Source organism: Candidatus Kosakonia sp. 282A-S69 (genome assembly GCF_029433855.1).
GTDB classification, from domain to species: domain Bacteria; phylum Pseudomonadota; class Gammaproteobacteria; order Enterobacterales; family Enterobacteriaceae; genus Kosakonia; species Kosakonia cowanii_A.
The window spans coordinates 1,911,326-1,936,579 of the sequence record NZ_JAROAU010000003.1; the positions used below are offsets into that span (position 1 = coordinate 1,911,326).

Below are 25,254 nucleotides of genomic sequence, written 5' to 3' on the forward strand. Positions count from 1 at the left end.
TCTCATCCGCTATGCGGCGTGTTGATCGGGGTCTGCCAATGCTGTTGTTTTGATGCCAAAGGGATTGCTTCGCAGAGCCATCAGCCGACGTAAATGGCCGATGACCTGCTTGCCAGTGATAAATCGTGTGCATTCGTACTGCCGGTCCGTGCCTTTGTGGCGCGGACACCAGAAATAGTCCTGATGATCAAAATTGAGCCGCACGTCATCCCAGCAGCCGTTGCAGACATGGGTGTTGATGACGCGCCAGGGGGTATAAAACTCGCTGTTTGGCAGGCTGAAACCGCTGATCAGCACCACCGGGATATGGCAGCCCCAGGCAAGCCAGGAGAGACCGCTGCCGAGGCCGATAAAAAAATCGGCGTGCTCGAGCAGGGCCACGCGTTCAGCCAGCGGCAGATTGCCGGTGAAATCTTCCGCGCCGTGGGGGATCTTGTTCCAGACGTAACCCCGGCCAACCACGCGCTCTTTGTCGATACAGAGCACGCGGTAGCCCTGCGCTTTCAGATAGTCGATGACCTCATGCCAGCCGGTGCCGTTGTTCCAGAATTTGGCCTGGCTGGTGGACTGGGTGGCGATGCAGACATAGGGCTCAGCGATACGGCGCGCAGTGTGCTGGCGCAGATCAGGGATGATTTCGGTAGGATCGACGCCGAGAATATGCCCGGCGGTGCGGTGCAGGCCGACGGCGCGAAAATCAAAGGGCTGTTTATCGAGATCGCCGTTAAAAAAGAGGCCGACACGCCAGCTGGCGTAGGGCGGCGCGCTCACACCCGGCCCGGCTTGCCAGCTTTCCGGGGTAAAAAAATTGAGTTGCGGGTAGACCGGTGAGAAAAGATCGACAATCGGCTGCGCCATGGTGCAGTCAACGTTGCACTGGTAGGTCTGTCGAAAGCGTTCAGCGTAAGGCACCCACCCCACCAGATCGCCGAGCGTACCGCTGGGAAAAGAGACCAGTACCCGTTTGCCGCGCATATCCAGCGTATGATCCAGCACGGGTTCAGACTGGAGGCTGTCCCAGACCCGTAGCCGAAACGGCACATAATATTTTTTTGTGCTGATGACCCACCCTTGCGCGACATCGTCAGCAAAAAGGATATTTCCCGTTTCGTCATCACTTATTTCTACCCGCCAGTGACCGTCCGGCAACAGTAAACGGGCACCGTCATTAAAATCATACAGGATACCCATCGGCCCCTGCTGGGTCGGTATTTCTGGCGGTGAAATAAAAGCATATCCATGACCAACAACTGTGGAAGTCGTCATCGCCTAACCTTCATCAAGAGTTAACGCATTGAATTGGGCTGGCAGTAAATAATTATCAGGCACCAGCCGACCTCCGGGAATAATTCTCCGGAACAAATCTTTTTATAAATTTTTGAGTCTCGTTAAGAGTCGCTTAAGCGTAGTTACGCCGTGCTTTATTGCAAATCATCTCAAAAAGTTAAGTTGTATATAAATCAATAGCTTATATTTTTAACTTTTTCACGCTGCGTATAAATAAACATTTAAAAACAGGAAGTTAGCCACCCTTCAATGCAAGCATTTTAGGATTATCCTTAAACTAAATTTGATGCAAAAACGTGACATTGATACGGAAATATAAAATATATTTCTGTAGTTACTCGGACGAAATGAATGCTATATCCACTGGATTACCTGCCCGGTTTGATTAAAAAATGGCTATCGTGGTAATTAATTAGAGTGCAAGCAGCTCATTTTTTATTTATTTAATTGCCTGCGCCGGAAGAGCGTCAACTGAGATATATGGAACTTTCTGATTGCTAATTTTCTTGAGCAAGCGAGTGGCTCGATAAATAAGCACTTGCGCAGGTGTAAAATATTGTTGCCGCACAATGCGGTCATTCTGAAGCCATTACCGTCGTCAGGTTCACCTGCCGGACGTGCGTATACGGCGGCGCAACGATTGCGCAATTATGTGATAACGGTTGCATAACGAAACGTTGACGGCGACCAATTCGTATTTTGAAACAGCGTTTTTAATTCCTTTCTGTGACTGTGGACGCTATAATGCCGCAATCCTAATTTGAATGGATTCAGCTGATTGAACTGTAAAGCAGATAACTCATATCAATATTTTTCCAGGCTGGCTGAACCTCAGGCACACATTCCTCTGCACGCTTTTTTGATGTCACCTATCCTTAGTCTGTGGCATCGCTCTTTTCGCAACACAGGTTTGACTCCGGCGCCGTGCGCACCCCGGAGCGTGAATTCCCACTCCTTCTCAACCCAAACTTAAAGACCAGAAACTGTCATGAAAAAGACCAAAATTGTATGCACCATCGGTCCGAAAACCGAATCCGAAGAGATGTTGACCAAAATGCTGGACGCAGGCATGAACGTCATGCGTCTGAACTTCTCTCACGGTGACTATGCTGAGCACGGCCAGCGCATTCAGAACCTGCGCAACGTGATGAGCAAAACCGGTAAGAAAGCGGCTATCCTGCTGGACACGAAAGGTCCGGAAATCCGCACCATTAAACTGGAAGGCGGTAACGACGTTTCGCTGAAAGCGGGTCAGACTTTCACCTTCACCACCGACAAATCCGTTGTCGGCAATAGCGACACTGTTGCCGTAACCTATGAAGGCTTCACCAACGACCTGAGCGTCGGCGATACCGTGCTGGTCGACGATGGCCTGATCGGTATGGAAGTGACCGCCATTGAAGGGAATAAAGTTGTTTGTAAAGTGCTGAACAACGGCGATCTCGGCGAAAATAAAGGCGTGAACCTGCCGGGCGTCTCCATCGCCCTGCCGGCGCTGGCGGAAAAAGATAAGCAGGATCTGATCTTTGGCTGTGAGCAAGGCGTCGATTTTGTTGCCGCTTCCTTTATTCGTAAGCGTTCCGACGTGGTTGAAATTCGTGAGCACCTGAAAGCACACGGCGGCGAAAACATCCAGATCATCTCCAAAATCGAAAACCAGGAAGGCCTGAACAACTTCGACGAGATCCTTGAAGCCTCCGATGGCATCATGGTTGCCCGTGGCGACCTGGGCGTTGAAATCCCGGTTGAAGAGGTGATCTTCGCGCAGAAGATGATGATCGAAAAATGTATTCGCGCACGTAAAGTGGTGATCACCGCCACGCAGATGCTCGACTCGATGATCAAAAACCCGCGTCCGACCCGCGCTGAAGCGGGCGACGTGGCGAACGCCATCCTTGACGGCACCGACGCCGTAATGCTCTCTGGCGAATCGGCGAAAGGGAAATACCCGCTGGAAGCCGTCTCTATCATGGCGACTATCTGCGAGCGTACTGACCGCGTGATGACCAGCCGTCTGGACTACAACAACGACAGCCGCAAGCTGCGCATCACCGAAGCTGTCTGCCGTGGCGCAGTGGAAACCGCTGAGAAGCTGGAAGCGCCGCTGATCGTTGTCGCGACTCAGGGCGGTAAATCGGCGCGCGCCGTGCGTAAATACTTCCCGGATGCGACCATTCTGGCGCTGACCACCAACGAAGTGACCGCGCGTCAGCTGGTGTTGAGCAAAGGCGTTGTCGCACAGCTGGTGAAAGAGATCTCCTCTACCGATGATTTCTACCGTCTGGGTAAAGAAGTCGCGCTGGAAAGCGGCCTGGCGAACAAAGGTGAAGTTGTGGTAATGGTCTCCGGGGCGCTGGTTCCGAGCGGCACCACCAACACCGCCTCTGTCCACGTACTGTAATAATTACCAGAGTTTCGGCAGATTAAAAAAGCGCCCTTACGGCGCTTTTTTTTTAATATTTCAAACTGCGGAAGGAATTAAAAGTTTCAATCGGATTTTGCTATTTAAATCGCACTTTATCTAAGATGAATCCGATGAGAATCCGCTGTTTTAATAGGCGTTTTTAGCAAGTTAAATCAAAGTCGATGCTTCTTTGAGCGAACGAGCAAATTTAAGTGCATTCTCATCAAAAAAATATTCTCAACATAAAAAACTTTGTGTAATACTTGTAACGCTACATGGAGATTAACTCAATCTAGAGGGTATTAATAATGAATCGTACTAAACTGGTACTGGGCGCGGTAATCCTGGGTTCTACTCTGCTGGCTGGTTGCTCCAGCAACGCTAAAATCGATCAGCTGTCTTCTGACGTTCAGACTCTGAACGCTAAAGTTGACCAGCTGAGCAACGACGTGAACGCAGTGCGTTCTGACGTTCAGGCTGCTAAAGACGACGCAGCTCGCGCTAACCAGCGTCTGGACAACCAGGCTCACTCTTACCGTAAGTAAGAGTACCTGTAATGAAAATGGCGCACATTGTGCGCCATTTTTTTTGCCCCCTTCCACCCCTCTTACCTACTGCGTCATCGCTTCGCTCTGACCTTCAACGCCCGCAGTCGGCTTCATCATGTTCTGTACCGACAACACCGGGGCTGGCGCTGAGGTGGTTTTCCCGCCCGCCACGACAACCGGATAACCGGCGCGACGCGAGAGCGCTTTCTCAATCATCGTACGATCACCGCCTGACTGTTCAATAAACGCGCCCAGCGCCGGTGAGAAGACGATAGGCTGCGTCTGCGTATCTTGATCGACGGTCTGCGCCAGCGGACGATGCACTTCAATGTAGTGTTTGCCATCAGGCTCGACGGCATACTTCACCGGTTCGTTGATGATAGCCACCCGCGTCCCCGCAGCGACCTGGGCAAACAGCGCTTCGATATCGGGCGCATTCATGCGAATACAGCCGGAGCTGACGCGCAAGCCGACGCTATCCTGCGCATTGGTGCCGTGGATCAGGTATTCGCCATTGCCAATCCCCAGACGCATGGCAAAACGCCCCAGCGGGTTATTTGGCCCGGCCGGCACCACTTTCGGTAACTCTACGCCCCGCTCAAGTGAACGTGCGCGGATACCCGCGGTCGGCGTCCAGGTCGGGTTAGGGATCTTCTGACTGATACGGGTTACCGACACCGGCGTCTCCAGCCCCTGCTGACCAATTCCAATCGGGTAGACCTGCACGCTGTTTTTACCCGGCGGATAGAAATAGAGCCGCAGCTCCGCCAGGTTGACGACAATCCCCTCTCGCGGCGTATCCGGCAGCAGCATCTGCGTGGGGATAGTCACCGTCGTACCCGGTGCGGGAACCGGCGCGATGGTGTTATTCGCCTCGAGGATCAACATTGCCGCTGTATCAAAATGGCGGGCAATGGCCTGCAGGTTTTTATCGCTGGCTTGTACGGTGTAGGTCTGGTTCTGACCAATCAGGCGGCCGCCATTCGCAGGCAGGCTGTACTCCGCCGCATGGGCCAGGCTAAGCGTGCTTAATGCACCAAAAAGAGAGAGAAAAAGTAAAGACGCGCGTTTCATGCTGTGTTTCCTGTAATCACTGACAGGCTGTCAGAAAGCTGAAGAATCAGCGAGGCGGCAAGCGCCCCGCGTAAACAGGATAGAAGGGTCTTTTGAGTTTAGCTAAGATTGGCAGCTTTGGTGCGGATAGCGCGGATCATCGCTTCCAGCCCCTGCGAGCGGGAGGGGGTTAAGTGCTGCGTCAGGGCGAGCTTTTCAAACCACGGGCGTACATCAAATGCCACGATGTCCTGCGCAGTCATCTGTTGATAGAGGGCGAAGACAATCGCAATAAGCCCTTTGACGATGGCAGCATCGCTGTCGCCGGTAAGCGTAATCACGCCGTCGTCATTACGCTGCATCACAATCCACACCTGGCTTTGACAGCCCTGAATCAGATTGTCTGCATTGTGCGCTTCAGCGCTCAGCGCCGGTAAGCGCTGGCCCAGTTCAATAATATAGAGGTACTTCTCTTCCCAGTTGGCGCAGCGGTTAAAGTTGCGCAATAGCTTCTCTTTATCGGGTAGTGCGGCCATGGCGTGCTCCCTGTTAGCCCAGTAACTGATGAATACGTTTCAGGCCAGTAACCAGACGATCCACCTCTTCATGCGTGTTATACATCGCAAACGATGCACGACACATTGCCGGGACATTATAGAAGGCCATCAGCGGCATCGCACAGTGGTGACCGGTGCGCACCGCAATACCGTAATTATCCAGGAAGCTGCCCACGTCATAGGCATGATGTTTGCCGAGATTAAAGGCAATCACCCCTTTTCTGTCGGCCGGGCCGTAGAGCGTGAGATCCGGCACTTCGCGCAGCGCATTGAGGGCATAACGCATTAGCGTCTCTTCATACTCCCCAATCGCTTCCAGACCGAGACGCGTCACGTACTCCATCGCCGCGCCAAATCCCATAATGCTCCCGGTATTCGGCGTACCGGCCTCGAAGCGCCACGGTGCTTTCGCATAGGTCGTGCCTTCAGTCAGGCTGACGGTCGCGATCATCGCTCCGCCCCCTTCCCACGGCGGCATTGCCTGCAAAATCGCCTCTTTGGCGTAGAGCACGCCAATGCCGGTCGGCCCGTACAGCTTATGGGCGGAGAAAACATAGAAGTCGCAATCAAGCGCCTGCACATCGATAGCGTGGTGCATCACCGCCTGCGCGCCATCCACCAGCACCTTCGCGCCGTGCTGATGCGCCAGGGCGATGATTTCAGCTATCGGGTTCTCAGTGCCCAGCACATTCGAGATATGCGTAATCGCCAGCAGTTTTGTCCGCGCATCCAGCAGGCCGGGTAACGCTTCAAGCTGCAGCGTGCCATCCTGGTTGAGCGGGATGACGCGCAGCTCGGCACCCATCCGCTCACAGAGCATCTGCCACGGCACGATGTTGGCATGGTGCTCCATGGCGCTGATGATGATGTTATCGCCCGCTTTGACCTGGCTGTTGCCCCAGCTGTTAGCGACGAGGTTGATCCCCTCAGTGGTGCCGCGCACAAACACAATCTCTTCCGGTAAACGCGCGTTGAGGAAGGTTGCGGCCTGCACCCGCACACTCTCCATCCGCTGCGTCGCTTCCGCGCTGAGCGTATGGATGCCACGATGCACAGCGGCATAACCGTGGCGGAAAAACTCCGCTTCGGCGTCGATAACCGCATTCGGTTTTTGCGCGCTGGCGGCGCTGTCGAGATATGCCAGCGGGAGTCCGTTTACTTCACGTTGCAGTACCGGAAAATCGGCACGTACCTCGTTCACGGGAAAACTCATGCTTCGCCCCCTGCAAGACGCTGGCTGATACGCGCCAGAATCTGCTGTTTTAGCACCTCGTCGCTGATGGCTTCGGTCAGCTCAGCGGCAAAGGCATGGATGATCATCTGCTGCGCCGCGTTCTCATCAATGCCGCGCGAGCGCAGGTAAAACATCTGCTCATCGTCGATACGTCCAATGGTCGCCCCGTGGCTACACTTCACGTCATCGGCATAAATTTCCAGCTGCGGTTTAGTATCCACTTCCGAAAGACGCCCCAGCAGCAGGTTGTTGTTGGTCATCTGCCCGTCGGTCTTAATGGCATGCTGCGCCACCTTGATCAGACCGTTAAACACCGCCCGCCCCTTGTCACTGACAATGGTTTTATGCAGCTGGCGGCTGTTGCAGTAGCCCTTATTGTGCTCAAGCCAGGTGCGGGTATCACACACTTCGCTCTTCACAGGCATCGCCAGGCTGTTGATATTGAGCTGCGTATTTTCGCCATTCAACTGGGTACTGGTGTTATGTCGTAGCACCGCACCGCCAAGCAGAAAACTGTGGCTGTCGGCTGCGCCATCATCACCAAGCACAATATCGTTATGCGCAAAGTGGTAGCTGAGCGGGTTCTCGAAAGCCAGCTTGACATGGTGCAGCCGTGCATTCGCGCCGACCTGCATGGTGACGCGCGAGCCGGTAAAATGGCGCGCGCCATTCAGGCTGACATAATGTTCGTAGACCGTCGCTTCCGCCCCCTGCGCCAGCGCGATATGGTGACGATAGTGCGCCGTATTCATCTCCTCCCCGGCCAGCCCCTGCGTAACGTGCATCAGCAGCAGCGGCTTTTCAGGACGCTGGTTGCGGGCGACCTCGATGCGCGTCACGCTCTGCGCCAGGCTTTCGGTAAGGTGTAAAAAGAGCTCCGGCTGCACCGGCGCAGGCAGGTTGTCGCCAGCCTCGCTTACCGTCACCGTAAACCCGGAGCCGGTGGTGTCGTCACTCAGTTCAGCGCGGAACAGCCCGTCGACAAACACCAGCCGCAGCGCATCAACCGGCAGTGCCAGCGCATCACGCTGTGCCGCGCCGAGGGTGGCGCTGCTGGCGACAAACTGGCTGTTTAACAGGCCATCAAGCGGCGTATATTTCCAGTTCTCGTGCTTACGCGTCGGCAGGCCGAGGCGCAGCATCTGCTGCAGGTGCTGCTCAGCCGTGGCGGAGTGCGCCCCCTTTTTTGTTTCAAACAGATGGTGCCACTGTTGCAGCGCGTTACTGCTGTTCGGTAAGCCAGCCATAGCCCTGCTCCTCCAGTTGCTTAACCAGCGTGAAATCGCCTGATTTCACGATGCGCCCCTGATACAGCACATGTACAAAGTCCGGTTTGATGTAGTCGAGAATGCGCTGGTAGTGGGTGACGATAATAAAGGCGCGTTTCTCATCGCGCAGCGAGTTCACCCCTTCGGCAACAATCTTCAGGGCATCGATATCAAGCCCCGAGTCGGTCTCGTCGAGAATACAGAGTTCCGGCTCCAGCACCGCCATCTGCAGGATGTCGTTACGCTTCTTCTCACCGCCGGAAAAGCCAACGTTAACCGAGCGGCTCAGCAGATCCTCCGGCATCTTCAGGAGTTTGATCTTCTCTTCCATCAAATCCTGAAAATCGAAGCGATCCAGCGCCTCTTCGCCACGATATTTACGCACCGCGTTGAGCGCGGTTTGCAGAAAGAACTGATTGCTGACGCCGGGGATCTCCACCGGATACTGGAAGGCCATAAAGACGCCTTCGCCCGCGCGATCTTCGGGCGACAGCTCCAGCAGATCTTTGCCTTTAAACGCCACGCTGCCGCCGGTCACTTCATAATCTTCGCGCCCGGCGAGGGTAGCGGAGAGCGTACTCTTACCAGAGCCGTTCGGGCCCATAATGGCGTGCACTTCGCCCGGACGCACCTCAAGGTTCAGGCCGCGCAGAATCGATTTATCTTCAACACCAACCTGCAAATCTTTGATACTTAACATTTATTATCCTTTAATTCTTAACCGACGCTGTGTTCAAGACTAATGGCCAGCAGTTTTTGCGCTTCGACGGCAAACTCCAGCGGCAGCTCGGAGAAGACATCTTTACAGAAGCCGTTAACAATCATGGAGATGGCGTCATCTTCGCTGATGCCGCGCTGCAGACAGTAAAAGAGCTGATCTTCACCGATACGTGAAGTGGTCGCTTCATGCTCCAGCTGCGCGCTGTTGTTGCGGCACTCGACATAAGGGAAAGTGTGCGCACCGCAATCAGGGCCAATCAGCATTGAGTCACACTGGGTAAAGTTTCGTGCGTTGGTTGCTGTCGGCATGATTTTCACCAGCCCGCGGTAGCTGTTCTGGCTGTGTCCGGCCGAGATCCCTTTCGAAATAATCGTCGATTTGGTGTTCTTACCGATGTGGATCATCTTGGTGCCGGTATCGGCCTGCTGATGCCCGCTGGTAAGCGCCACCGAGAAGAATTCGCCAATCGAATTGTCACCGCGCAGGATACAGCTCGGGTACTTCCAGGTGATCGCAGAACCGGTCTCCGACTGTGTCCACGACATTTTGCTGTTCTCGCCTTCGCACAGCGCACGCTTGGTAACGAAGTTGAGGATACCGCCGGTGTTGTTATCGCCAGGGAACCAGTTTTGCACCGTGGAATATTTCACTTCCGCATCTTTGTGGATGATCACTTCCACCACCGCCGCATGCAGCTGGTAGCTGTCGCGCACCGGCGCAGAGCAGCCTTCGATATAGCTGACGTAGCTCCCTTCATCCGCCACCAGAATGGTGCGCTCGAACTGGCCGGTCTTCTCCGCGTTGATGCGGAAATAGGTCGACAGCTCCATCGGGCAGCGCACCCCTTTCGGGATGTAAATAAAGGTGCCGTCAGAGGCGACGGCGGCATTCAGCGCGGCGAAGAAGTTATCGTTCGAGGGCACCACGGTGCCGAGGTATTTCTGCACCAGCTCCGGGTGATCGTGGATCGCCTCACCGAATGAGCAGAAGATGATCCCCTGTTCGGAGAGCTTCTCGCGATAGGTGGTGGCAACGGAGACCGAGTCAAAAATGGCGTCAACCGCCACCTCTTTGCCTTCACGCACCGGCACGCCGAGCTGGTTAAAGGCCTCTTCGACCTCTTCGGTCAGCCAGGCATTGGCGTTGGTCTGCTGCACCGCGCCGGGCTGCGAGGCGCAGGCGTCGTCACAGTTACCGCATGAGGGAGCGGAGTAGTAGCTATAATCCTGGTAGTTAAGCTTGTCGTAATGGGCTTTTAACCAGTGCGGCTCTTCCATCTCCAGCCAGGCGTGAAAAGCGTTGAGACGAAACTCCAGCATCCACTCAGGCTCATTACGTTTCGCCGAAATGGCACGCACGACCTCTTCGCTGATGCCTTTCGCCAGCTCATCCGTATTCAGCCGGGTAAAAAAGCCCTCTTTATAATTGATATTGCCGGTCCAGGTTTTGACATCGTCAGTTGCTTCAGTATTACGAGACATAGTACCGCCTATACCCCAAAGCTTTCGCCACAGCCGCACTCGTGCTGCGCTTTCGGGTTATTAAATTTGAAGATCTGGTTCAAGCCTTCGCGCACATAGTCCACTTCGGTGCCATCGATAAAAGGCATGGCCTGTAAAGGGACGTAGAGGCGAGCGCCATCAGATTCGTACAGCAGGTCGTCGTCGTTCGGCTCGCTTACGGTGTCAAGAACATAACCAAAGCCTGCGCAGCCGGTCTGCTTAATACCGAGCCGTACGCCAAGGAGGCCAGCCTGTTTTTCCGTTAACGCACGGATATGCTCCGCGGCGGCTGGCGTCATGGTGAGCCCGCGCCATGCAAAATCTTCGGGGTTAAATGATTCCATCGTGTTACCTCACTTCATCTGAGCTGAAGGGCATAACGCTATGTTAGTGATAATAATTCTCACTTCAACCTCCTGACCGCAGGGTTATTCGCCCACGGGCCCTTTTTACAGCGTATCTGTTAAGCATAGACCCTGTTGGGAGGGTGCAGAGCACGGTAAAAAAATGATTAATAAATTGATAATTAATGGCTTTAGCAAGCGTAACGCGTTAAATCGGTAAAAGCGCAAAAAATGTATAGGAAATGCCTATTTTTATTATAGGAAAGGCTTAAAAATGGATGCCTGGCGAAGAATAGGAATTTGCAGACTCACGGGGCGAGCGATCTTTTATATGATGAGCGCACTTTTACCGCGCTCACGCCAACGGGCGCTCATATAAGGAAAAGCGTGATGCAGACACCAACTACCCTGTCATACATCGATAGCGGCAGCGGCTATCCCCTCCTGCTTGGTCACAGTTACCTGTTTGATAAAACCATGTGGTCGCCACAAATGACCGCCCTCGCGAAGCAGTTTCGCGTCATTGTGCCTGACCTGTGGGGGCATGGTGAATCGCCCGCACTGCCCGCCGGAACAAGCACAATGGCCGATCTCGCCGCCGATCATCTGCAGATTATGGACGCTCTCGGTATTGAGGAGTTCGCGGTGGTCGGGCTGTCGGTCGGCGGAATGTGGGGCGCTGAGCTCGCCGCCATGGCGCCGCAGCGGGTTAAAGCGCTAATGCTCTTTGACACCTTTGTCGGCAGTGAGACGGATGAGGCGCGAGAGAAGTATTTCGCCATGCTTAACGCTATCGACGCCGCAGGTACGCTTCCCGCGCCGCTGCTGGCGTATGTCGTCTCGCAGTTCTACTCGCACAATGCCGACCCGTCTGACGTCCAGGCGCTCACCGCCCGGCTCGGCGCACTCAGCGCAGAAGAGCTGCGCGCGAGCATCGTGCCCCTTGGCAAGCTTATTTTCGGGCGTCCCGATCGCATGGCAATTCTGGAGAAAATTACCTGTCCGGTGCAGGTTGCCACCGGAGAGCTGGATTTACCGCGCCCGCCGTTGGAGGGGCAATTAATGGCGGAAAAAGTGGGCTGTGAATTTAGCCTTATTCCCAGTGCTGCCCATATTAGCAACCGGGAAAACCCTGAATTCGTCACCCGGATGATTATCGATTTCCTGACCCGTCATGTTTAATTGACGCTTTTTTCTCCCGGGTGCGCTTTTTTCTTCGGGTGCGCCCACCTTATTTTCCTCACTGGCCGTGATTTATTGTCAGTAATGAGTTCATGTTTAAACAATTAATGCTTTTACTGACTCATTAAACTGTCAAACAGCGCCCTCGCAGCGCCGTTTCGTTGCCCCCTTTTCACACAATACAAAAATTGATTCTTGATGTTTTATCAGCGATAACAAGAAGATAAGAAAAACCCAAAACAAACCAACAGATAATAATCTGCCGTTAATAGAAATATTACGTCGATAAATCCGACCAATTATATAGATTTAAGCGATCGGTTTTGTAATAGCAATAGATAGAGGCTATCAAACAGCAGCAGATCGATCACTTAAAACAATTTTCAAATGTGATGATTGCGTAGGTAAAATTGCAAACTTGTATATTGGAAAAGTCCTGTTCTTTTGAGTAGGGAGCTTAATCAGGGAAATGAAATCAATAATAGTCGATATTGCTGATAAGAAACTTCTCGTAACGGCAGAATTTCTGCCGGTGACCGATTTATCGGGAAAAAATATCCTTTGTTACCAGGCAAGCGCGCGTTTTGTTGAGTACAGCGATCGCCCCACCCTCCCCCGTCCGGTAGCGATAACATCCGGGGAGCCGCCGAGCGTGGCCGAATTTATTTTTACGACGCTGTGCCAGCTGGCAAAAAAGAAAGAGACGCTCTGTTTCTCCTTTACACTTCCGCCGCAGCGGCTGAACGATAGCGACTATCTCGCCACGCTTCATCACCTCTGCACCCGTTATGATGTCGCCGCGGAGCGTATCGAAATTACCCTCGATAAGCGGATCGCGCACGCAGAGCTTCAGCAGAGCCTGCCCTTTTTGCGCGAGATTAAAGCCTACGGTTTTATGCTGGGTCTACAGAATCGTGCAGAGCATCTTTTACAGAGTCGCGACAGTGAATGGCAACGCCTCTTTCCTGCCGTTAAAGGCTACGCGTTACCCCGCCCGCTGACCCTTTCACAACTGCAGTTGCTGGAAGATCTCAGCAGTTAACACCCTGCGCTCGCCATTATGGTGCCGGTGTTTCCTTATCCAGACTGCAGAGGATCGCCTTCTCATCGGTATGGTTATTGTCTGAATAGAAAAAGGCTTTTTTAGCTGTTCCCAGCTGGGTAATGATATGAATCGCAACCCAGTTTGTTTCTGCGTTCTGATCCTGTTTATCGCTATAAAAAAGCGAACGTCCGGTGTACCGATCGCCGATCGTATAGGGCTTCTCTTGCGGATCGCTGTAGTGACGCCCGTTTACCGTAAGCCCGTTGGGCTCCACCTCGACGCTGTACTCATCGCAGAGCAGCGTGATGCCGGCTGACCATGAGCAGGTAGAGAGAAGTGCAAAACAGCCCGCGGCAATAATCCTGATCATGACTTCTCCATCGTTATTCAACGGCAAAACGCCCCTGAAACGGGGCGTTTAGAAAGATTAGCTGTAAAGCGAAGGTTCGCCGAGCGGGCGCGTTTTGAAACGCCTGTGGATCCATAAATATTGTTCCGGCGCGCGCAGGATTTCGCGCTCAATCACCCGGTTCATATAGCTGGCAGCGGCAAATTCGTTATGCGCGGGATAATCATTCAGCGCCTGGCCGATATGCAGCGAATAGCCGGTGCTGCCCTCTTTCCGCACCATCGTTACGGTCAGCATCCTGGCGCCGGAGAGGCGGGAAAGCACGAACGTACCGTTGGTGGTCGCCGCGTCTTTCACCGAGAAGAAGGGCGCGAAACTGCTGCCCTTACGGCCATAATCCTGATCCGGTGCGAACCAGACGGCTTCGCCCTTTTTCAGGGCCTGCACCAGCCCTTTCAGGTTGCGGCGATCAATCATCGATTTGTTGGAGCGCATCCGCCCGCGCGTTTGTACCCACTCCATCACCGGGCTGTTGTGCGGGCGATAGGTTGCCATCATCGGCTGACAGAGCCCCATCACGCGGCCGCCAAGCTCCAGTGACATAAAGTGCACACCAACTACCATTACCCCCTGGCGGCTAGCCTGCGCAGCCTGCAAATGTTGATATCCGTCGACGTCAAACCAGCGACGTACGCGTTTATCCGACCAGAACCAGGCCATGCCGGTCTCAATCAGACCCATGCCCAGCGAGATAAAGTTTTTGGCGATAAGCGTTTCGCGTACCTCGTCGCTCATATCAGGAAAGCAGAGTTCAAGGTTGCGCTTTGCGATCTGCTCGCGGCGTTTGAGAAAGCGGCGTGATTGTCGCCCCAGACCGGCGCCAAGACGCGAAAGAAAAGGATAAGGGAGTTGCACCAGTAACCAGAGAAAACCCAGGCCAGCCCAGGTTAGCCAATAGCGCGGGTGGAGAAATGCCGATTTAAATGTTTTCATTTATTTGTTGTCCTTCAAGCCTGTATCCAGTAGCGCTTAAAGAGACAATGAGAACTTCATCAGGTCATTATGCGTTACAGCCATTCGCTTGCATCAGTGCAAGCGATACATCCCGTGACGCCAATATAGCACGGAGTGCTAACGCATTATCTTAAGAATAGTGAACAAATCGTGAAGATTTTCGGCGGTGCCCCGCCGAAATCGCTTCATACCACGGCGGTAGTCAGCCGTGAAGAGCAGCAGAGACGCGCCTGCTCATCAAAGATATCGATCTGCCACACCTGGTGACGGCCGCCGGTATGCAGGGCTGTGCAGACGCCGCGTACCCGACCGCTACGTACCGATCGCAGATGGTTGGCGTTGACCTCCAGCCCAACCACTTTTTGCTCCCCTTCCGTGCAGAGATAACCCGCCACCGATCCGAGGGTTTCGGCCAGCACCACCGACGCGCCGCCGTGCAGCAGACCAAAGGGCTGATGCGTGCGCTCATCGACCGGCATTGAGGCTTCCAGCGTATCGTCGCTGATACGCTCGAAACGGATATCCAGCAGGCCAACCATATTGCCGTCGCCCATGGCGTTGAGCGCCGCAAGCGTCACCGCGCGTTTCCAGATCATCACACCATCTCCAGCAGAGCCTGTAAGGGATGGCGCACACCGTTTCCTTCGATGCGCTTCACCTGGCTGCGGCAGGAGTAGCCTGTCGCCAGACAGCGGTTGCGCGGAAGACGCTGCATCGCCTGATGCCACGATAACTCATAGATACCGAGTGAATTGGCATGGTTCTTCACTTCATGCCCGTAGGTACCGGCCATCCCGCAGCAGCCAACGCTGACATTTTCCAGCTGCGCGCCGAAACGCGCGAAAATGGCCGCCCATTGCGCAGGCGCGCCGGGCAAGGCGGTGACTTCGGTACAGTGGCCGAAAAGATACCACGGCTCGCCGCTCACGGCGCGTGGCTCAACTTTTTCCAGCACCGAGGGCAGCCACTCATGCACAAGTTGCACATGGAAGTCGCCGCGTTTGTCTGCCAGCGCCAGTTTGTACTCATCGCGATAACAGAGCACCAGCGCCGGATCGACACCGACCATCGGCATTCCCAGCTCGGCAACGCGGTTGAGGAAATCAGCGGTCTTCTGCGCCGTTTTCGCAAAGCGAGTAAGGAAGCCCTTGATATGCTGCGCTTTACCGTTTGGTGAAAAGGGCAGCACTACCGGGCGGAAACCTAAGCGTTCGACCAGGCGGACAAAATCCGCCACCACCTGCGCGTCGTAGTAGCTGGTGAAGGGGTCCTGCACCACCAGCACCGTTTTCGCGCGCTGCTCTTCACCCAGGGCTTCCAACTGCTCCAGCGTCATATTGGCGGAGTGATGGCCGACCATCTGCCGCTGTAACGATGGCACCGAGAGCAGCGGCAGATCGACCATGCCGATATGCTTTGCCGACAGGTTTCGCACCCATGGCTGGCTCATAAAGAAGTTGAAAGTCTTCGGCGCACGCGCCATCAGCGGCGCATAGTCTTCCACCGTCGCGACCAGGTGATCGCGCAGCGGGCGCAGATAGCGACCGTGGTAGATTTGCAGAAAACGGGAGCGGAACTCCGGGACATCAATCTTGATTGGGCACTGGGTTGAACAGGCTTTACAGGCCAGACAGCCGGACATCGCCTCTTTCACTTCGTGCGAGAAGTCATACTCGCCGCGGCGGGCATGCCAGCTGTTGCGGGTGCGCTCAATCAGGGTGCGCAGCGAGGCGCGTTTTTCCGGCAGCTCTCTCTCAAGCTTCAGCGGATCGATCCCCCGGTCGGCCAGCAGGCGCAGCCATTCGCGCACCAGCGTGGCGCGCCCTTTCGGTGAGTGAATGCGGTTGCCGGTAATCTTCATTGACGGGCACATCGGGCTTTTGACATCAAAATTGAAGCATAACCCGTTACCGTTACACTCCATCGCCCCGCGCCAGGCCGTGCGTGAGGTGGTCGGGATCTGCCGGTCAAACGTCCCGCGCTTAACCGCATCGACCTGCTTCATCGGCGCATCAATCCCCTCCGGCGGGCAGATTTTCCCCGGATTGAGGCGGTTCTCGGGATCGAACGCCGCTTTGATTTTCCGCAGCTCGCCGTAGAGCACCTCGCCGAAGAAGGCCGGGCTGTACTCGGCGCGGAACCCTTTACCATGCTCGCCCCACAATAACCCGCCATATTTCGCCGTCAGCGCGACCACCTCATCAGAGATCGTTTTCATCAGCACTTCCTGCTGCGGATCGCACATATCCAGCGCCGGACGCACGTGCAGCACACCGGCATCGACATGACCAAACATGCCATAGCTCAGCCCGTGCCCGTCGAGCAGCGCGCGAAACTCCACGATGTAATCGGCCAGGTGCTCTGGCGGCACGCAGGTATCTTCCGCAAACGGAATTGGTTTAGCCGCGCCTTTGGCATTCCCCAGCAGGCCAACCGCTTTTTTGCGCATCGCATAGATACGCTCAATCTCCGCCAGCTCATCGCAGCGCTGCCAGCCAATCACGCCGCCTTCACCGCGCGCCATCAGCTCATCCAGACGCTGACAGAGCGAGGCAACCTGCGCGTCGATCACGTCTTCATCATCCCCGGCAAATTCGACGATATTGAGGCCGAGCAGGGTTTTATCCGGCACATCGGTAATCAGCGCTTTGACCGAATGCCAGACGATATCTTCCCGCGCCAGGTTGAGCACTTTCGAGTCGACGGTCTCCACCGACAGCGCGCGCGCCTCAACCATAAAGGGGGCGTTACGCAGGGCTGAGTCGAAGGAGTCATATTTGATGTTTACCAGCCGGCGCACTTTCGGCAGGCGGGTGATATCGAGCCTTGCTTCGGTAATAAAGGCCAGCGTTCCTTCCGAGCCGGTCAGGATTCGCGTCAGGTCAAACTCGGTCATCTCATCATTAAAGACGTGGCGCAAGTCGTAGCCGGTGAGAAAGCGGTTAAGCTTTGGAAAGTTGTCGATAATCAGCTGGCGGTTGTCGCGACAGCGCTCAAGCACTGTTTTATAGATACGCCCGATGGCGGTGCTGGCCTTGCCAAGGGTTTCGGCCAGCGCGACAGGCATCGCCTGGGTATCAAGGATATCGCCGCCCAGCAGCACCGCGCGCACCCCGAGTACGTGATCGGAGGTTTTACCGTAGACCAGCGAACCCTGGCCGGAGGCATCGGTGTTAATCATGCCGCCAAGGGTCGCACGGTTGCTGGTAGAGAGTTCCGGCGCGAAGAAGAAACCATAGGGTTTAAGAAACTGGTTAAGCTGATCTTTGATGACGCCCGCTTCAACACGCACCCACCCCTCTTCAGGGTTGATCTCAATAATGCGGTTCATATAGCGGGACATATCAACAATGATGCCCTGGTTCAGCGCCTGACCGTTGGTGCCGGTACCGCCGCCACGCGGGGTAAAGACCAGCGACTTAAACCGCGCTTCAGCAGCGAGGCGCGTGATCAGGGCAACGTCTGACGTTGAACGGGGGAAGAGAACGGCGTCGGGAAGTAGCTGGTAAATACTGTTGTCTGTCGCCATCGTTAGCCGGTCGGCGTAACTGGTGGCGGTATCACCTGTAAAACCTTGCTGCTCCAGTGCTTGCAAAAAATTGAGCACCAGTTGAACGACGCCTGGTGCCTGGGAAATCTGTGGGATCATTATGCTTGACCCTGCCTGACAGTTAATGTTGTTAAAAGTTAATCGTTTGCTTTAAGCCCTCATCGTTGTATCACATTTTTTTCTTAGGCGCTCAGCAGAATTGCAGGCAGAATCAGGCGGTGCAAAACAGCGGATATCGCTTCGCATAATATTAGGTGCTCGCCTGCCGCACCGCCCCTTCAGCACTGGAAAGGTGAATAATGGATAAAGTTGATCGTCGTCACTCCAGGGATGTGCCGCAATTAATGCTGTCGGTACTGTTTTTAGCCCTTATGATCATTACCTGCTTGTGGGTGGTGCAGCCGTTTATTCTCGGCTTCGCCTGGGCGGGGACCGTGGTGATCGCCACCTGGCCGCTGCTGCTGCGTCTGCAGCGGTTACTCTTTGGCCGCCGCTCGCTGGCGGTGCTGGCGATGATGCTGCTGCTGATCCTGCTGTTTATTATTCCGGTCGCCTTGCTGGTTAACAGTCTTGTCGACTCCAGCGGTACGGTGATCCATGCCGTCACCAGCGGCGTCTCCTCACCGCCAGATCTGGCCTGGCTGAACAGCATTCCGCTGGTCGGTGCCAGACTCTACGCTGGCTGGCACAGCCTGCTCGATATGGGCGGTAGCGCGATTATGGCGAAGCTGCGCCCCTACGTCGGTACCACGACAACGTGGTTTGTCGGCCAGGCCGCGCATATTGGTCGCCTGATGCTGCACTGCGGTCTGATGCTGCTGTTCAGCGCCCTGCTTTACTGGCGCGGTGAGCAGGTGGCGCAGGGTATTCGCCACTTCGCCTTCAGGCTGGCGGCTGAGCGCGGCGATGCCGCGGTGCTGCTGGCAGGCCAGGCCGTTCGCGCCGTCGCGCTCGGCGTGGTTGTGACGGCGCTGGTACAGGCGGTGCTGGGCGGTATCGGGCTGGCCGTCTCCGGCGTGCCTTACGCCACCCTCTTTACCGTGCTGATGTTGATGACCTGTCTGATCCAGATTGGTCCTCTGCTGGTGCTGGTGCCGGCGATTATCTGGCTCTACTGGAGCGGCGATTCGACGTGGGGAACGGTGCTGCTGGTGTGGAGTGCGATAGTGGCAACGCTGGATAACTTTATCCGCCCGGTACTGATTCGCCTCGGTGCCGATCTTCCGCTGATCCTGATCCTCTCCGGCGTTATTGGCGGGCTGGTAGCCTTTGGCATGATCGGCCTCTTTATTGGCCCGGTGCTGCTGGCGGTCTCATGGCGTCTCTTCTCTGCCTGGGTTAACGAAGTCCCGGCACCGAAGACACCCGCAGACGACGCGCTGGCAAAAGTCGACGATTTAGATACCCCCGCCTGATCCCCTTAAGGCGGGGTAGCCCGCCTTAACAATCATTAAGCATTACTTATCATTTTAACACCGCTGTAGCACTCGCTCTGTAGAAAATCCGGTATATCGCCTCTTTTTCAGCATATATTCTTTACGTGCGTTTAACTAATGAGACGAATCTGATCGACGCAAAAATTCCGTATGCCTACTATAAGAGCACGGTTATAAATCAACACCTTGATTTATAAGCATGGAAATCCCCTGAGTGAAACAACGAATTGCTGTGTGTAGTCTTTGCCCATCTCCCACGGTGGGCTTTTTTTTATCCTTTTTTTATCGATAATTCTGATAAAAAAGAAACCCGCTTTGCGTAGCGGGTTTCGTCTGAAATTAGCGACTTACTTCACAATTGCTCATCATTCGCCATCGCTGCGGCAGCACTTTTGTCTGCCCGGTTACCGTTACGGTTGCGCGCCCGCGAATATCCGCTGAAGAGGCGCCAACCTGCAATTCAAACTCTCCTGGCTCGACAATGCGCTGTCCGTCCCGGCGGGTAAAGTTAAGCATATCGACCGGCAGCGTAAAGGTGAGTGTCGCCGTCTCGCCGGGGCTTAACGCCACGCGTTGAAACGCTTTTAACTCCTGCACCGGTCGCACCATTGAGGCGACCTTATCGCGCACATAGAGCTGCACCACATCGCTGCCGCTGCGTTCTCCGGTGTTGCTTACCGTCACGCGCAGCGTAATCTCGCCATCAATGGGGACCTGCGTCGTTGCCAGCTTCGGCTCGCCGTAGGCAAACTGCGTCCAGCTCTGCCCATAGCCGAAGGGGTAACGTGAGCCAAAGTGAAAGGCGAAAGGCGTCCCGCCGCTCTTCAGTTTGTGGTTGTAGTAATAGGGCATCGCGCCGGCGCTTTTCGGCACACTCACCACCAGCCGGCCCTGCGGCTCCGCGCGCCCGGTGAGCACATCGGCAATCGCCCAGCCCCCCTCCTGGCCCGGAGCCCATGCCATCAGCAGTGCGGCGATGCGCGTTTCCAGCCCCTGCAGGTTATACGGGCGTCCACCGGTCATCACCACCACCACCGGCTTGCCGGTTTCAACCAGCGCCTCCAGCAGCTGCTGCTGAACGCCCGGCAACGTCAGGCTGTCGGTATCGGACCCCTCACCAACTGTGCCACTCTGAAATAGCCCGGCGAGATCGCCGACACAGGCAATCACCACCTCACTCTCTTGCGCTACGCGCACCGCATCAGGGATCAGGCTCATATCCTTTGACACCGGCGACGCCTGCATCGGTTTTCCTGAGGCGTCGCCCGGAAAGACCGGCGCACCCGCCATTCGTTTTTCAATGATATGGCACCCTTTGGCGTAACGAACCTGCGCCTCACCGAGAGTCTGGCGCAGCGCGGCAAGAGGTGTGGTGACCTGCGAAGTCTCCTCCAGCATATCGCTGATAATCAGGTGCACGGGGAAGCTGTAACCGCTCAATAAAGCCAGCGGATCATCAGCGGTCGGGCCCACGACCGCCACCTTCGGCGAGCCGCTCAGGGGAAGCAGCCCGTTATTTTCCAGCAGCGTCAGCGAACGGGTCGCCACGTCGCGCGCCACCTGCCGCGTCGCCTCCGATTGCAGAACAATCTTCTGCTCGTCGCTGTAGGGGTGTTCAAACAGGCCAAGGCGGAACTTCACCGCCAGCACCCGCGCGACAATCTCATCCACTTTTTCCATCGAGATCAGACCGCGTTCAACCGCCTGCGCCAGATGGCGCGCGCAGTCATCTTTTGGCAACTCGATATCCAGCCCGGCGGTAAAGGCCAGCGCCGCCGACTCGGCGGCATCGTGGGTGACGCCGTGATGCTGGTGAAGCAGGCTGACGCCGCCATAATCAGCAACAATAATCCCTTCGAAGCCCCACTGCTCACGCAGCACGGTGGTCAGCAGGAAAGCGTCGCTGTGGCCCGGCTGATTATCGATATCGTGATAGGCCGGCATGACCGATCCGGCATTCGCGCACTTGACCGCCATCTCAAAGGGCAGCAGGAAGGTGTCATTAAGCTCGCAAAAGCCGAGATGCACCGGCGCGTGGTTGCGCGCGCCTTCGCTAAACGAGTGGCCAACATAGTGCTTGAGCGTCGCCAGCATATCGCCCTTCTCGCCCTGCAACCCCTCGACGTAGGCGCAGGCCATGACGCCGACCAGCCACGGATCCTCGCCGAAGGTCTCCTCCGTGCGCCCCCAACGCACATCGCGGGAGACATCCAGCACCGGCGCGAGGCCCTGTTTACAGCCGGTCGAGCGCGCTTCATCTCCTATGTGCTGTGCGGCGCGTTTAATCAGCGCCGGGTCCCACGTCGAACCGTAGTTGAGGGAGGAGGGAAACAGCGTGGCGTCCTTACACAGCAGCCCTACCAGGCACTCCTCATGGAACAGCGCCGGGATGCCGAGGCGCGTCTCCTCCATCAGCGTTTTTTGCAGCCGGTTGGCGGCGCGCACGCCCTGTTTCGCTTCAACAATATGCGTGCCCAGCGGGCGGGTGATCTGCCCGACGCCAAGCTTCAGCCGCTCTGCCAGCGCGTCCTGCGCGCTGACACCGGCAAATTCATCGCTTAAATCGGTTCGCTCGCGGTGGTCGCCCTCCTCTGAGAGCACCAGCCACAGGCCGTGCATCTGGGCAAACTTCTCCTCTGGCGTCATGCGGGCGAGAAGATCGGCCACGCGCTCGGCGACGGGGCGGTTGGCGTCTTTGTAAATTGCGGTCATCGGGTCACTCCTGTGTTGCTGAGATCCGGGGTGGTTTGCGCATCGGCGACCTCACTGCTGCCGCCGCGTTTGCGCAGAAGCTCTTGTGCGATGCTGTCGGCGGTGCTGCTGTTGAGTTTGTAACGGGTCAGCAGCAGCACCATGCAGATAAATAACAGGCAGGGGATCAGGGTAAACAGCGCATTGATGGTGGTAAGCACGGTCGCGCTCTGCTGGGCCTGGTTCGGAATATAGTCAACCGCGCCAAGCACCCAGCCAACCACGGCGCCACCGAGGGCGAGACCAAATTTAATGGCGAAGAGCGCGGTGGAGAAAACCAGCCCGTCGAGGCGGCGTCCGCTGCGGTGCTCTTCATAATCCACCACGTCGGAAAACATCGTCCATTGCAGCGGCGTGGTCAGGTTCTGAATAAAGCTGAAGACAATATTGAGGGTGAAAATAAGCCACACCTGAGAGGGCGGAATGATAAAGATCAGCGCGGCAAAAATAACGAAAGTAATAATCGTCCACTGGTAAGCGCGCACGCGATCGAATTTTCCGAGCAGGCGCGCCGATAATAGTGCGCCGGTGAGTGAAGCAATCATCCCGGAGACAATAAAGGTAAAGACCATTTCCGGACGCAGTAACACATATTTGACGTAATACATGGTAGCTGAACCGCGGGTGACGACAGCGGTCAACAGCAAAATATTAAACAGAAAAACAATGCGCCACTGGCTATTTGCCGCCAGCAGTTTGAGATCGCTCACCAGCGAGCCGGAGGTGTCATTTCGCGGCGTAAAGCGTTCGCGGGTCATAAAGAAACAGCTAAAGAAGAGCACAATCCCCAATACACCCATCATGCTCATGGCGTAAAAGTAGCCTTTCTGCATGTTGCCGTCGCCGAGGTGCGCCACCAGCGGCAGGGCAATTACGGTCACAATCAGTCCACCGATAAACGACAGACCGAAGCGCCAGGATTGCAGCGAATGACGCTCGTGCGGATCCATGGTCAGCGCACCGGGCATGGCGCAGTAAGGGACGTTAATCGCGGAGTAGATAAAACTGAGAATGGCGTAAGTGACGCAGGCATAGATGATTTTCGCCGTGGCGCCTGCGTCAGGCACATAGAAGGTGATGACGCAGCTGACGCCGAAGGGAATGGCAAACCAGAGCAGCCAGGGGCGAAAACGGCCGTGCCGGGTTTGCGTGCGATCCACCAGCGCGCCGATGCAGGGATCGATAAACGCATCAATAACGCGAACGACTAAAAACATGGTACCCATAATGGCGGCGGGTAAACCAAAAACATCGGTATAAAAATAGGCGAGAAATAGCGTCGCCGTTTGCCACACCAGGGCGCTTGCCATATCGCCGAGGCCGTAGCCTATTTTGTCTTTCGTACGCAGGACAGAGGAAATTGTCATTTTTATTAGCCTTGTGAGGTGAAAAATTATTTCATCCTGATGCGTTATTTCTTATCGCACCGCTCACTACAGGCTCAAGTATTAGAAGAAGGCAGCATTGGAACAATTGCAATAATTGCCAGGCTTTTTACGTTTTTTAGTTATTGTGATCGGCCACATATTCGCGGCTGAAATAAAAAAATCCCCGACATTGTGTCGGCAGTGACATGATTCCACCAAAAAACAAGATAAATAATATCAATAACATACAGACAATACTGACACTATGAACAGTATTTTTTTAGTGCATTTTTTCTCATTTAAGGCTAATTTTGTCTTTCCAGTCCCCCACCCAGCACCCCAGGATATGATGAGAAATGGCTTTTTACACTGTTGAAAAAAGAACCAAAGCAGATGGCACTATCCGCTATCGCTGCACAGTCGGGGTCAAGAGCGAAGGGAAATATATATTTCGAGAAAGTAAAACATTTGGAAAGTTATCACTCGCGAAAGCTTGGGGGATTAACAGGGTTGCATTCATCGAAGCGAATGGACTTCCTGCTGATCAAGATTCAGAAAAGACCACGCTAGGAGAACTGATCCAACTGTATATAAGTCATCCAAATATAAAGTACGGACGTTCAAAGGCTGATGTTTTGAGGCTTTTGGCAAAATCATCCATAGCCGCCATGCCGCTATCTGATTTATCAACTTCTGCGCTCATTGAGCACTGCGAGCATAGACGCGCAGGGGGCGCAGGAGCCGCAACAGTTGCTCAGGATTTAGCATATATAGGCTCCGTTTTGAAAACTGCTAAGCCCATTTTTGGTATCGATGCAGATCTGCAAGCATATAGCCTGGCAAGGCAAAACCTTACACAGATGAATGTTATCGGCCCGACACAGAAGAGGAGTCGACGCCCCACACGCTCCGAATCTGATCAGATTCTTGCTGGCTTGAAGCAAAGAGAAAAGACTTCATACAAGAACACTCCTTTCTCTGATATTTTTTTATTTTCGATACTTACTTGCATGCGTATTGGGGAGGTTTGCAATATCTTGTGGGATGATGTGGATATTGAGCAAAAAGCTGTTCTTGTGAGGGATAGGAAAGATCCTAGAAAAAAAGTCGGCAACCATATGCTGGTACCACTACTTGGAGACTCTTGGGACATACTGCAGAGGCAGCCAAGAACTTCAGATAGAGTTTTCCCTTTCAACAGTCGAAGTGTCACACAAACTTACCGCCAGGTAAGGGATGCTTTAGGCATTGAAGATTTGCGCTATCATGACCTACGAAGGGAAGGTGCCAGCAGACTATTCGAAGCTGGTTTCACTATCGAAGAAGTTGCGCAAGTCACCGGACATAAATCTCTGAACATACTCTGGCAGGTTTATACTGAGCTTTTCCCCAAGTCTCTACACGACAGGCTAAACCAACTTATGAAAGAAAGACATGCCTCTGATTAATGTATTTGCTGCCCCAGAAAATGGCTTATTTAAGAGGCGATTTCACCTCCAATGGTGCAATATGTAACTTAAATTGCGATAATCTGCGACGAACCGGCCACTTTTCTTTGCCCTTAGTCTAGCCTCAACTGACTAATATCCATACTGAATTTTACCGACACTAGGTCGCTTGTAATTGCAGTGCATATTTGATG

At 54.7% G+C, this 25,254-nt stretch carries 21 protein-coding genes and 1 other RNA gene; 8 read left to right on the top strand and 14 right to left on the bottom strand.

Annotated features, from left to right (window positions below; all coding sequences use genetic code 11):
* Positions 1-9: 9 nt before the first annotated feature.
* On the bottom strand, positions 10-1,266 hold the full coding sequence (locus PU683_RS14715; RefSeq protein WP_277172713.1) for an autotransporter strand-loop-strand O-heptosyltransferase: 1,257 nt from the start codon (positions 1,264-1,266) through the stop codon (positions 10-12).
* A 799-nt stretch (positions 1,267-2,065) separates the two neighbouring features.
* On the opposite strand from PU683_RS14715, the gene ynhH reads away from it, so the two are divergent.
* The 3 genes from ynhH to PU683_RS14730 all read left to right on the top strand — a co-directional run bounded on the left by ynhH (position 2,066) and on the right by PU683_RS14730 (position 4,236).
* On the top strand, positions 2,066-2,260 hold the full coding sequence (ynhH, locus tag PU683_RS14720; protein ID WP_431190942.1) for a protein YnhH: 195 nt from the start codon (positions 2,066-2,068) through the stop codon (positions 2,258-2,260).
* A 15-nt stretch (positions 2,261-2,275) separates the two neighbouring features.
* Positions 2,276-3,688, top strand: a complete 1,413-nt coding sequence (gene pykF / locus PU683_RS14725; RefSeq protein ID WP_277172717.1) for a pyruvate kinase PykF — start codon at positions 2,276-2,278, stop codon at positions 3,686-3,688.
* Between the two features lie 311 nt (positions 3,689-3,999).
* Complete coding sequence (locus PU683_RS14730; RefSeq protein WP_006118977.1) at positions 4,000-4,236, top strand: major outer membrane lipoprotein; 237 nt, start codon at positions 4,000-4,002, stop codon at positions 4,234-4,236.
* 66 nt (positions 4,237-4,302) lie between these two features.
* Here PU683_RS14730 and ldtE read toward each other — a convergent pair whose 3' ends face one another.
* From ldtE to sufA, 7 genes are all read right to left on the bottom strand, one after another.
* Positions 4,303-5,313, bottom strand: a complete 1,011-nt coding sequence (gene ldtE, locus PU683_RS14735) for a L,D-transpeptidase LdtE (RefSeq protein WP_277172725.1) — start codon at positions 5,311-5,313, stop codon at positions 4,303-4,305.
* Positions 5,314-5,411: 98 nt separating this feature from the next.
* A complete protein-coding gene (gene sufE / locus PU683_RS14740; protein WP_277172728.1) occupies positions 5,412-5,828 on the bottom strand; it encodes a cysteine desulfuration protein SufE in 417 nt (138 codons plus the stop codon).
* 13 nt (positions 5,829-5,841) lie between these two features.
* On the bottom strand, positions 5,842-7,062 hold the full coding sequence (gene sufS / locus PU683_RS14745; protein WP_277172731.1) for a cysteine desulfurase SufS: 1,221 nt from the start codon (positions 7,060-7,062) through the stop codon (positions 5,842-5,844).
* On the bottom strand, positions 7,059-8,330 hold the full coding sequence (gene sufD, locus PU683_RS14750) for a Fe-S cluster assembly protein SufD (protein ID WP_277172733.1): 1,272 nt from the start codon (positions 8,328-8,330) through the stop codon (positions 7,059-7,061). The genes sufS and sufD overlap by 4 nt, the downstream gene beginning before the upstream one ends.
* On the bottom strand, positions 8,305-9,051 hold the full coding sequence (gene sufC / locus PU683_RS14755) for a Fe-S cluster assembly ATPase SufC (RefSeq protein ID WP_277172735.1): 747 nt from the start codon (positions 9,049-9,051) through the stop codon (positions 8,305-8,307). The genes sufD and sufC overlap by 26 nt, the downstream gene beginning before the upstream one ends.
* Before the next feature lie 17 nt (positions 9,052-9,068).
* Positions 9,069-10,553 (bottom strand): Fe-S cluster assembly protein SufB, encoded by a 1,485-nt coding sequence (gene sufB / locus PU683_RS14760; protein WP_277172738.1) that lies wholly within the window; start codon positions 10,551-10,553, stop codon positions 9,069-9,071.
* An 8-nt stretch (positions 10,554-10,561) separates the two neighbouring features.
* Positions 10,562-10,918 carry a Fe-S cluster assembly scaffold SufA gene (gene sufA, locus PU683_RS14765; protein WP_277172741.1) on the bottom strand — a complete coding sequence of 119 codons (357 nt, stop codon included), beginning with the start codon at positions 10,916-10,918 and terminating at the stop codon, positions 10,562-10,564.
* Between the two features lie 390 nt (positions 10,919-11,308).
* Here sufA and PU683_RS14770 point away from each other — a divergent pair, with 390 nt between their 5' ends.
* Together PU683_RS14770 and PU683_RS14775 are read left to right on the top strand one after the other, a co-directional pair.
* On the top strand, positions 11,309-12,100 hold the full coding sequence (locus PU683_RS14770; RefSeq protein ID WP_277172744.1) for an alpha/beta fold hydrolase: 792 nt from the start codon (positions 11,309-11,311) through the stop codon (positions 12,098-12,100).
* Between the two features lie 469 nt (positions 12,101-12,569).
* Entirely contained in the window at positions 12,570-13,142 is a 573-nt protein-coding gene (locus PU683_RS14775) for a hypothetical protein (RefSeq protein ID WP_277172746.1), read from the top strand.
* A gap of 16 nt (positions 13,143-13,158) precedes the next feature.
* Here PU683_RS14775 and PU683_RS14780 read toward each other — a convergent pair whose 3' ends face one another.
* The 4 genes from PU683_RS14780 to ydiJ all read right to left on the bottom strand — a co-directional run bounded on the left by PU683_RS14780 (position 13,159) and on the right by ydiJ (position 18,157).
* Positions 13,159-13,515, bottom strand: a complete 357-nt coding sequence (locus PU683_RS14780; RefSeq protein ID WP_277172749.1) for a hypothetical protein — start codon at positions 13,513-13,515, stop codon at positions 13,159-13,161.
* Between the two features lie 57 nt (positions 13,516-13,572).
* On the bottom strand, positions 13,573-14,487 hold the full coding sequence (lpxP, locus tag PU683_RS14785; RefSeq protein ID WP_277172752.1) for a kdo(2)-lipid IV(A) palmitoleoyltransferase: 915 nt from the start codon (positions 14,485-14,487) through the stop codon (positions 13,573-13,575).
* Positions 14,488-14,693: 206 nt separating this feature from the next.
* On the bottom strand, positions 14,694-15,104 hold the full coding sequence (gene menI, locus PU683_RS14790; protein WP_277172754.1) for a 1,4-dihydroxy-2-naphthoyl-CoA hydrolase: 411 nt from the start codon (positions 15,102-15,104) through the stop codon (positions 14,694-14,696).
* Positions 15,104-18,157, bottom strand: coding sequence for a D-2-hydroxyglutarate dehydrogenase YdiJ (gene ydiJ / locus PU683_RS14795; protein ID WP_277172758.1), 3,054 nt, complete (start codon positions 18,155-18,157; stop codon positions 15,104-15,106). The genes menI and ydiJ overlap by 1 nt, the downstream gene beginning before the upstream one ends.
* 200 nt (positions 18,158-18,357) lie before the next feature.
* Here ydiJ and ydiK point away from each other — a divergent pair, with 200 nt between their 5' ends.
* Entirely contained in the window at positions 18,358-19,473 is a 1,116-nt protein-coding gene (gene ydiK, locus PU683_RS14800; RefSeq protein ID WP_277172761.1) for an AI-2E family transporter YdiK, read from the top strand.
* A gap of 188 nt (positions 19,474-19,661) precedes the next feature.
* An RNA gene (gene rprA / locus PU683_RS14805) (antisense sRNA RprA) lies at positions 19,662-19,769 on the top strand.
* Between the two features lie 64 nt (positions 19,770-19,833).
* On the opposite strand, the gene PU683_RS14810 is transcribed toward rprA, so the two are convergent.
* Together PU683_RS14810 and PU683_RS14815 are read right to left on the bottom strand one after the other, a co-directional pair.
* Positions 19,834-22,206 carry a glycoside hydrolase family 3 N-terminal domain-containing protein gene (locus PU683_RS14810; RefSeq protein WP_277172764.1) on the bottom strand — a complete coding sequence of 791 codons (2,373 nt, stop codon included), beginning with the start codon at positions 22,204-22,206 and terminating at the stop codon, positions 19,834-19,836.
* The gene (locus tag PU683_RS14815; RefSeq protein ID WP_277172767.1) at positions 22,203-23,612 is read right to left on the bottom strand and encodes an MFS transporter; all 1,410 of its coding nucleotides are present in this window, start codon (positions 23,610-23,612) and stop codon (positions 22,203-22,205) included. Before PU683_RS14815 ends, PU683_RS14810 begins: the two co-directional genes overlap by 4 nt.
* A gap of 356 nt (positions 23,613-23,968) precedes the next feature.
* Here PU683_RS14815 and PU683_RS14820 point away from each other — a divergent pair, with 356 nt between their 5' ends.
* Positions 23,969-25,060, top strand: a complete 1,092-nt coding sequence (locus tag PU683_RS14820; protein ID WP_277172771.1) for a tyrosine-type recombinase/integrase — start codon at positions 23,969-23,971, stop codon at positions 25,058-25,060.
* Positions 25,061-25,254 lie beyond the last annotated feature (194 nt).

Coding starts and splice junctions, on each gene's coding strand:
- PU683_RS14770 (WP_277172744.1), top strand. CDS start 11,309: ATGCAGACACCAACTACCCTGTCATACATCGATAGCGGCAGCGGCTAT.
- PU683_RS14815 (WP_277172767.1), bottom strand. CDS start 23,612: ATGACAATTTCCTCTGTCCTGCGTACGAAAGACAAAATAGGCTACGGC.
- lpxP (WP_277172752.1), bottom strand. CDS start 14,487: ATGAAAACATTTAAATCGGCATTTCTCCACCCGCGCTATTGGCTAACC.
- PU683_RS14810 (WP_277172764.1), bottom strand. CDS start 22,206: ATGACCGCAATTTACAAAGACGCCAACCGCCCCGTCGCCGAGCGCGTG.
- sufB (WP_277172738.1), bottom strand. CDS start 10,553: ATGTCTCGTAATACTGAAGCAACTGACGATGTCAAAACCTGGACCGGC.
- PU683_RS14775 (WP_277172746.1), top strand. CDS start 12,570: ATGAAATCAATAATAGTCGATATTGCTGATAAGAAACTTCTCGTAACG.
- PU683_RS14715 (WP_277172713.1), bottom strand. CDS start 1,266: ATGACGACTTCCACAGTTGTTGGTCATGGATATGCTTTTATTTCACCG.
- ydiK (WP_277172761.1), top strand. CDS start 18,358: ATGGATAAAGTTGATCGTCGTCACTCCAGGGATGTGCCGCAATTAATG.
- pykF (WP_277172717.1), top strand. CDS start 2,276: ATGAAAAAGACCAAAATTGTATGCACCATCGGTCCGAAAACCGAATCC.
- sufD (WP_277172733.1), bottom strand. CDS start 8,330: ATGGCTGGCTTACCGAACAGCAGTAACGCGCTGCAACAGTGGCACCAT.
- sufE (WP_277172728.1), bottom strand. CDS start 5,828: ATGGCCGCACTACCCGATAAAGAGAAGCTATTGCGCAACTTTAACCGC.
- PU683_RS14820 (WP_277172771.1), top strand. CDS start 23,969: ATGGCTTTTTACACTGTTGAAAAAAGAACCAAAGCAGATGGCACTATC.
- ldtE (WP_277172725.1), bottom strand. CDS start 5,313: ATGAAACGCGCGTCTTTACTTTTTCTCTCTCTTTTTGGTGCATTAAGC.
- sufC (WP_277172735.1), bottom strand. CDS start 9,051: ATGTTAAGTATCAAAGATTTGCAGGTTGGTGTTGAAGATAAATCGATT.
- sufS (WP_277172731.1), bottom strand. CDS start 7,062: ATGAGTTTTCCCGTGAACGAGGTACGTGCCGATTTTCCGGTACTGCAA.
- sufA (WP_277172741.1), bottom strand. CDS start 10,918: ATGGAATCATTTAACCCCGAAGATTTTGCATGGCGCGGGCTCACCATG.
- PU683_RS14780 (WP_277172749.1), bottom strand. CDS start 13,515: ATGATCAGGATTATTGCCGCGGGCTGTTTTGCACTTCTCTCTACCTGC.
- PU683_RS14730 (WP_006118977.1), top strand. CDS start 4,000: ATGAATCGTACTAAACTGGTACTGGGCGCGGTAATCCTGGGTTCTACT.
- ydiJ (WP_277172758.1), bottom strand. CDS start 18,157: ATGATCCCACAGATTTCCCAGGCACCAGGCGTCGTTCAACTGGTGCTC.
- menI (WP_277172754.1), bottom strand. CDS start 15,104: ATGATCTGGAAACGCGCGGTGACGCTTGCGGCGCTCAACGCCATGGGC.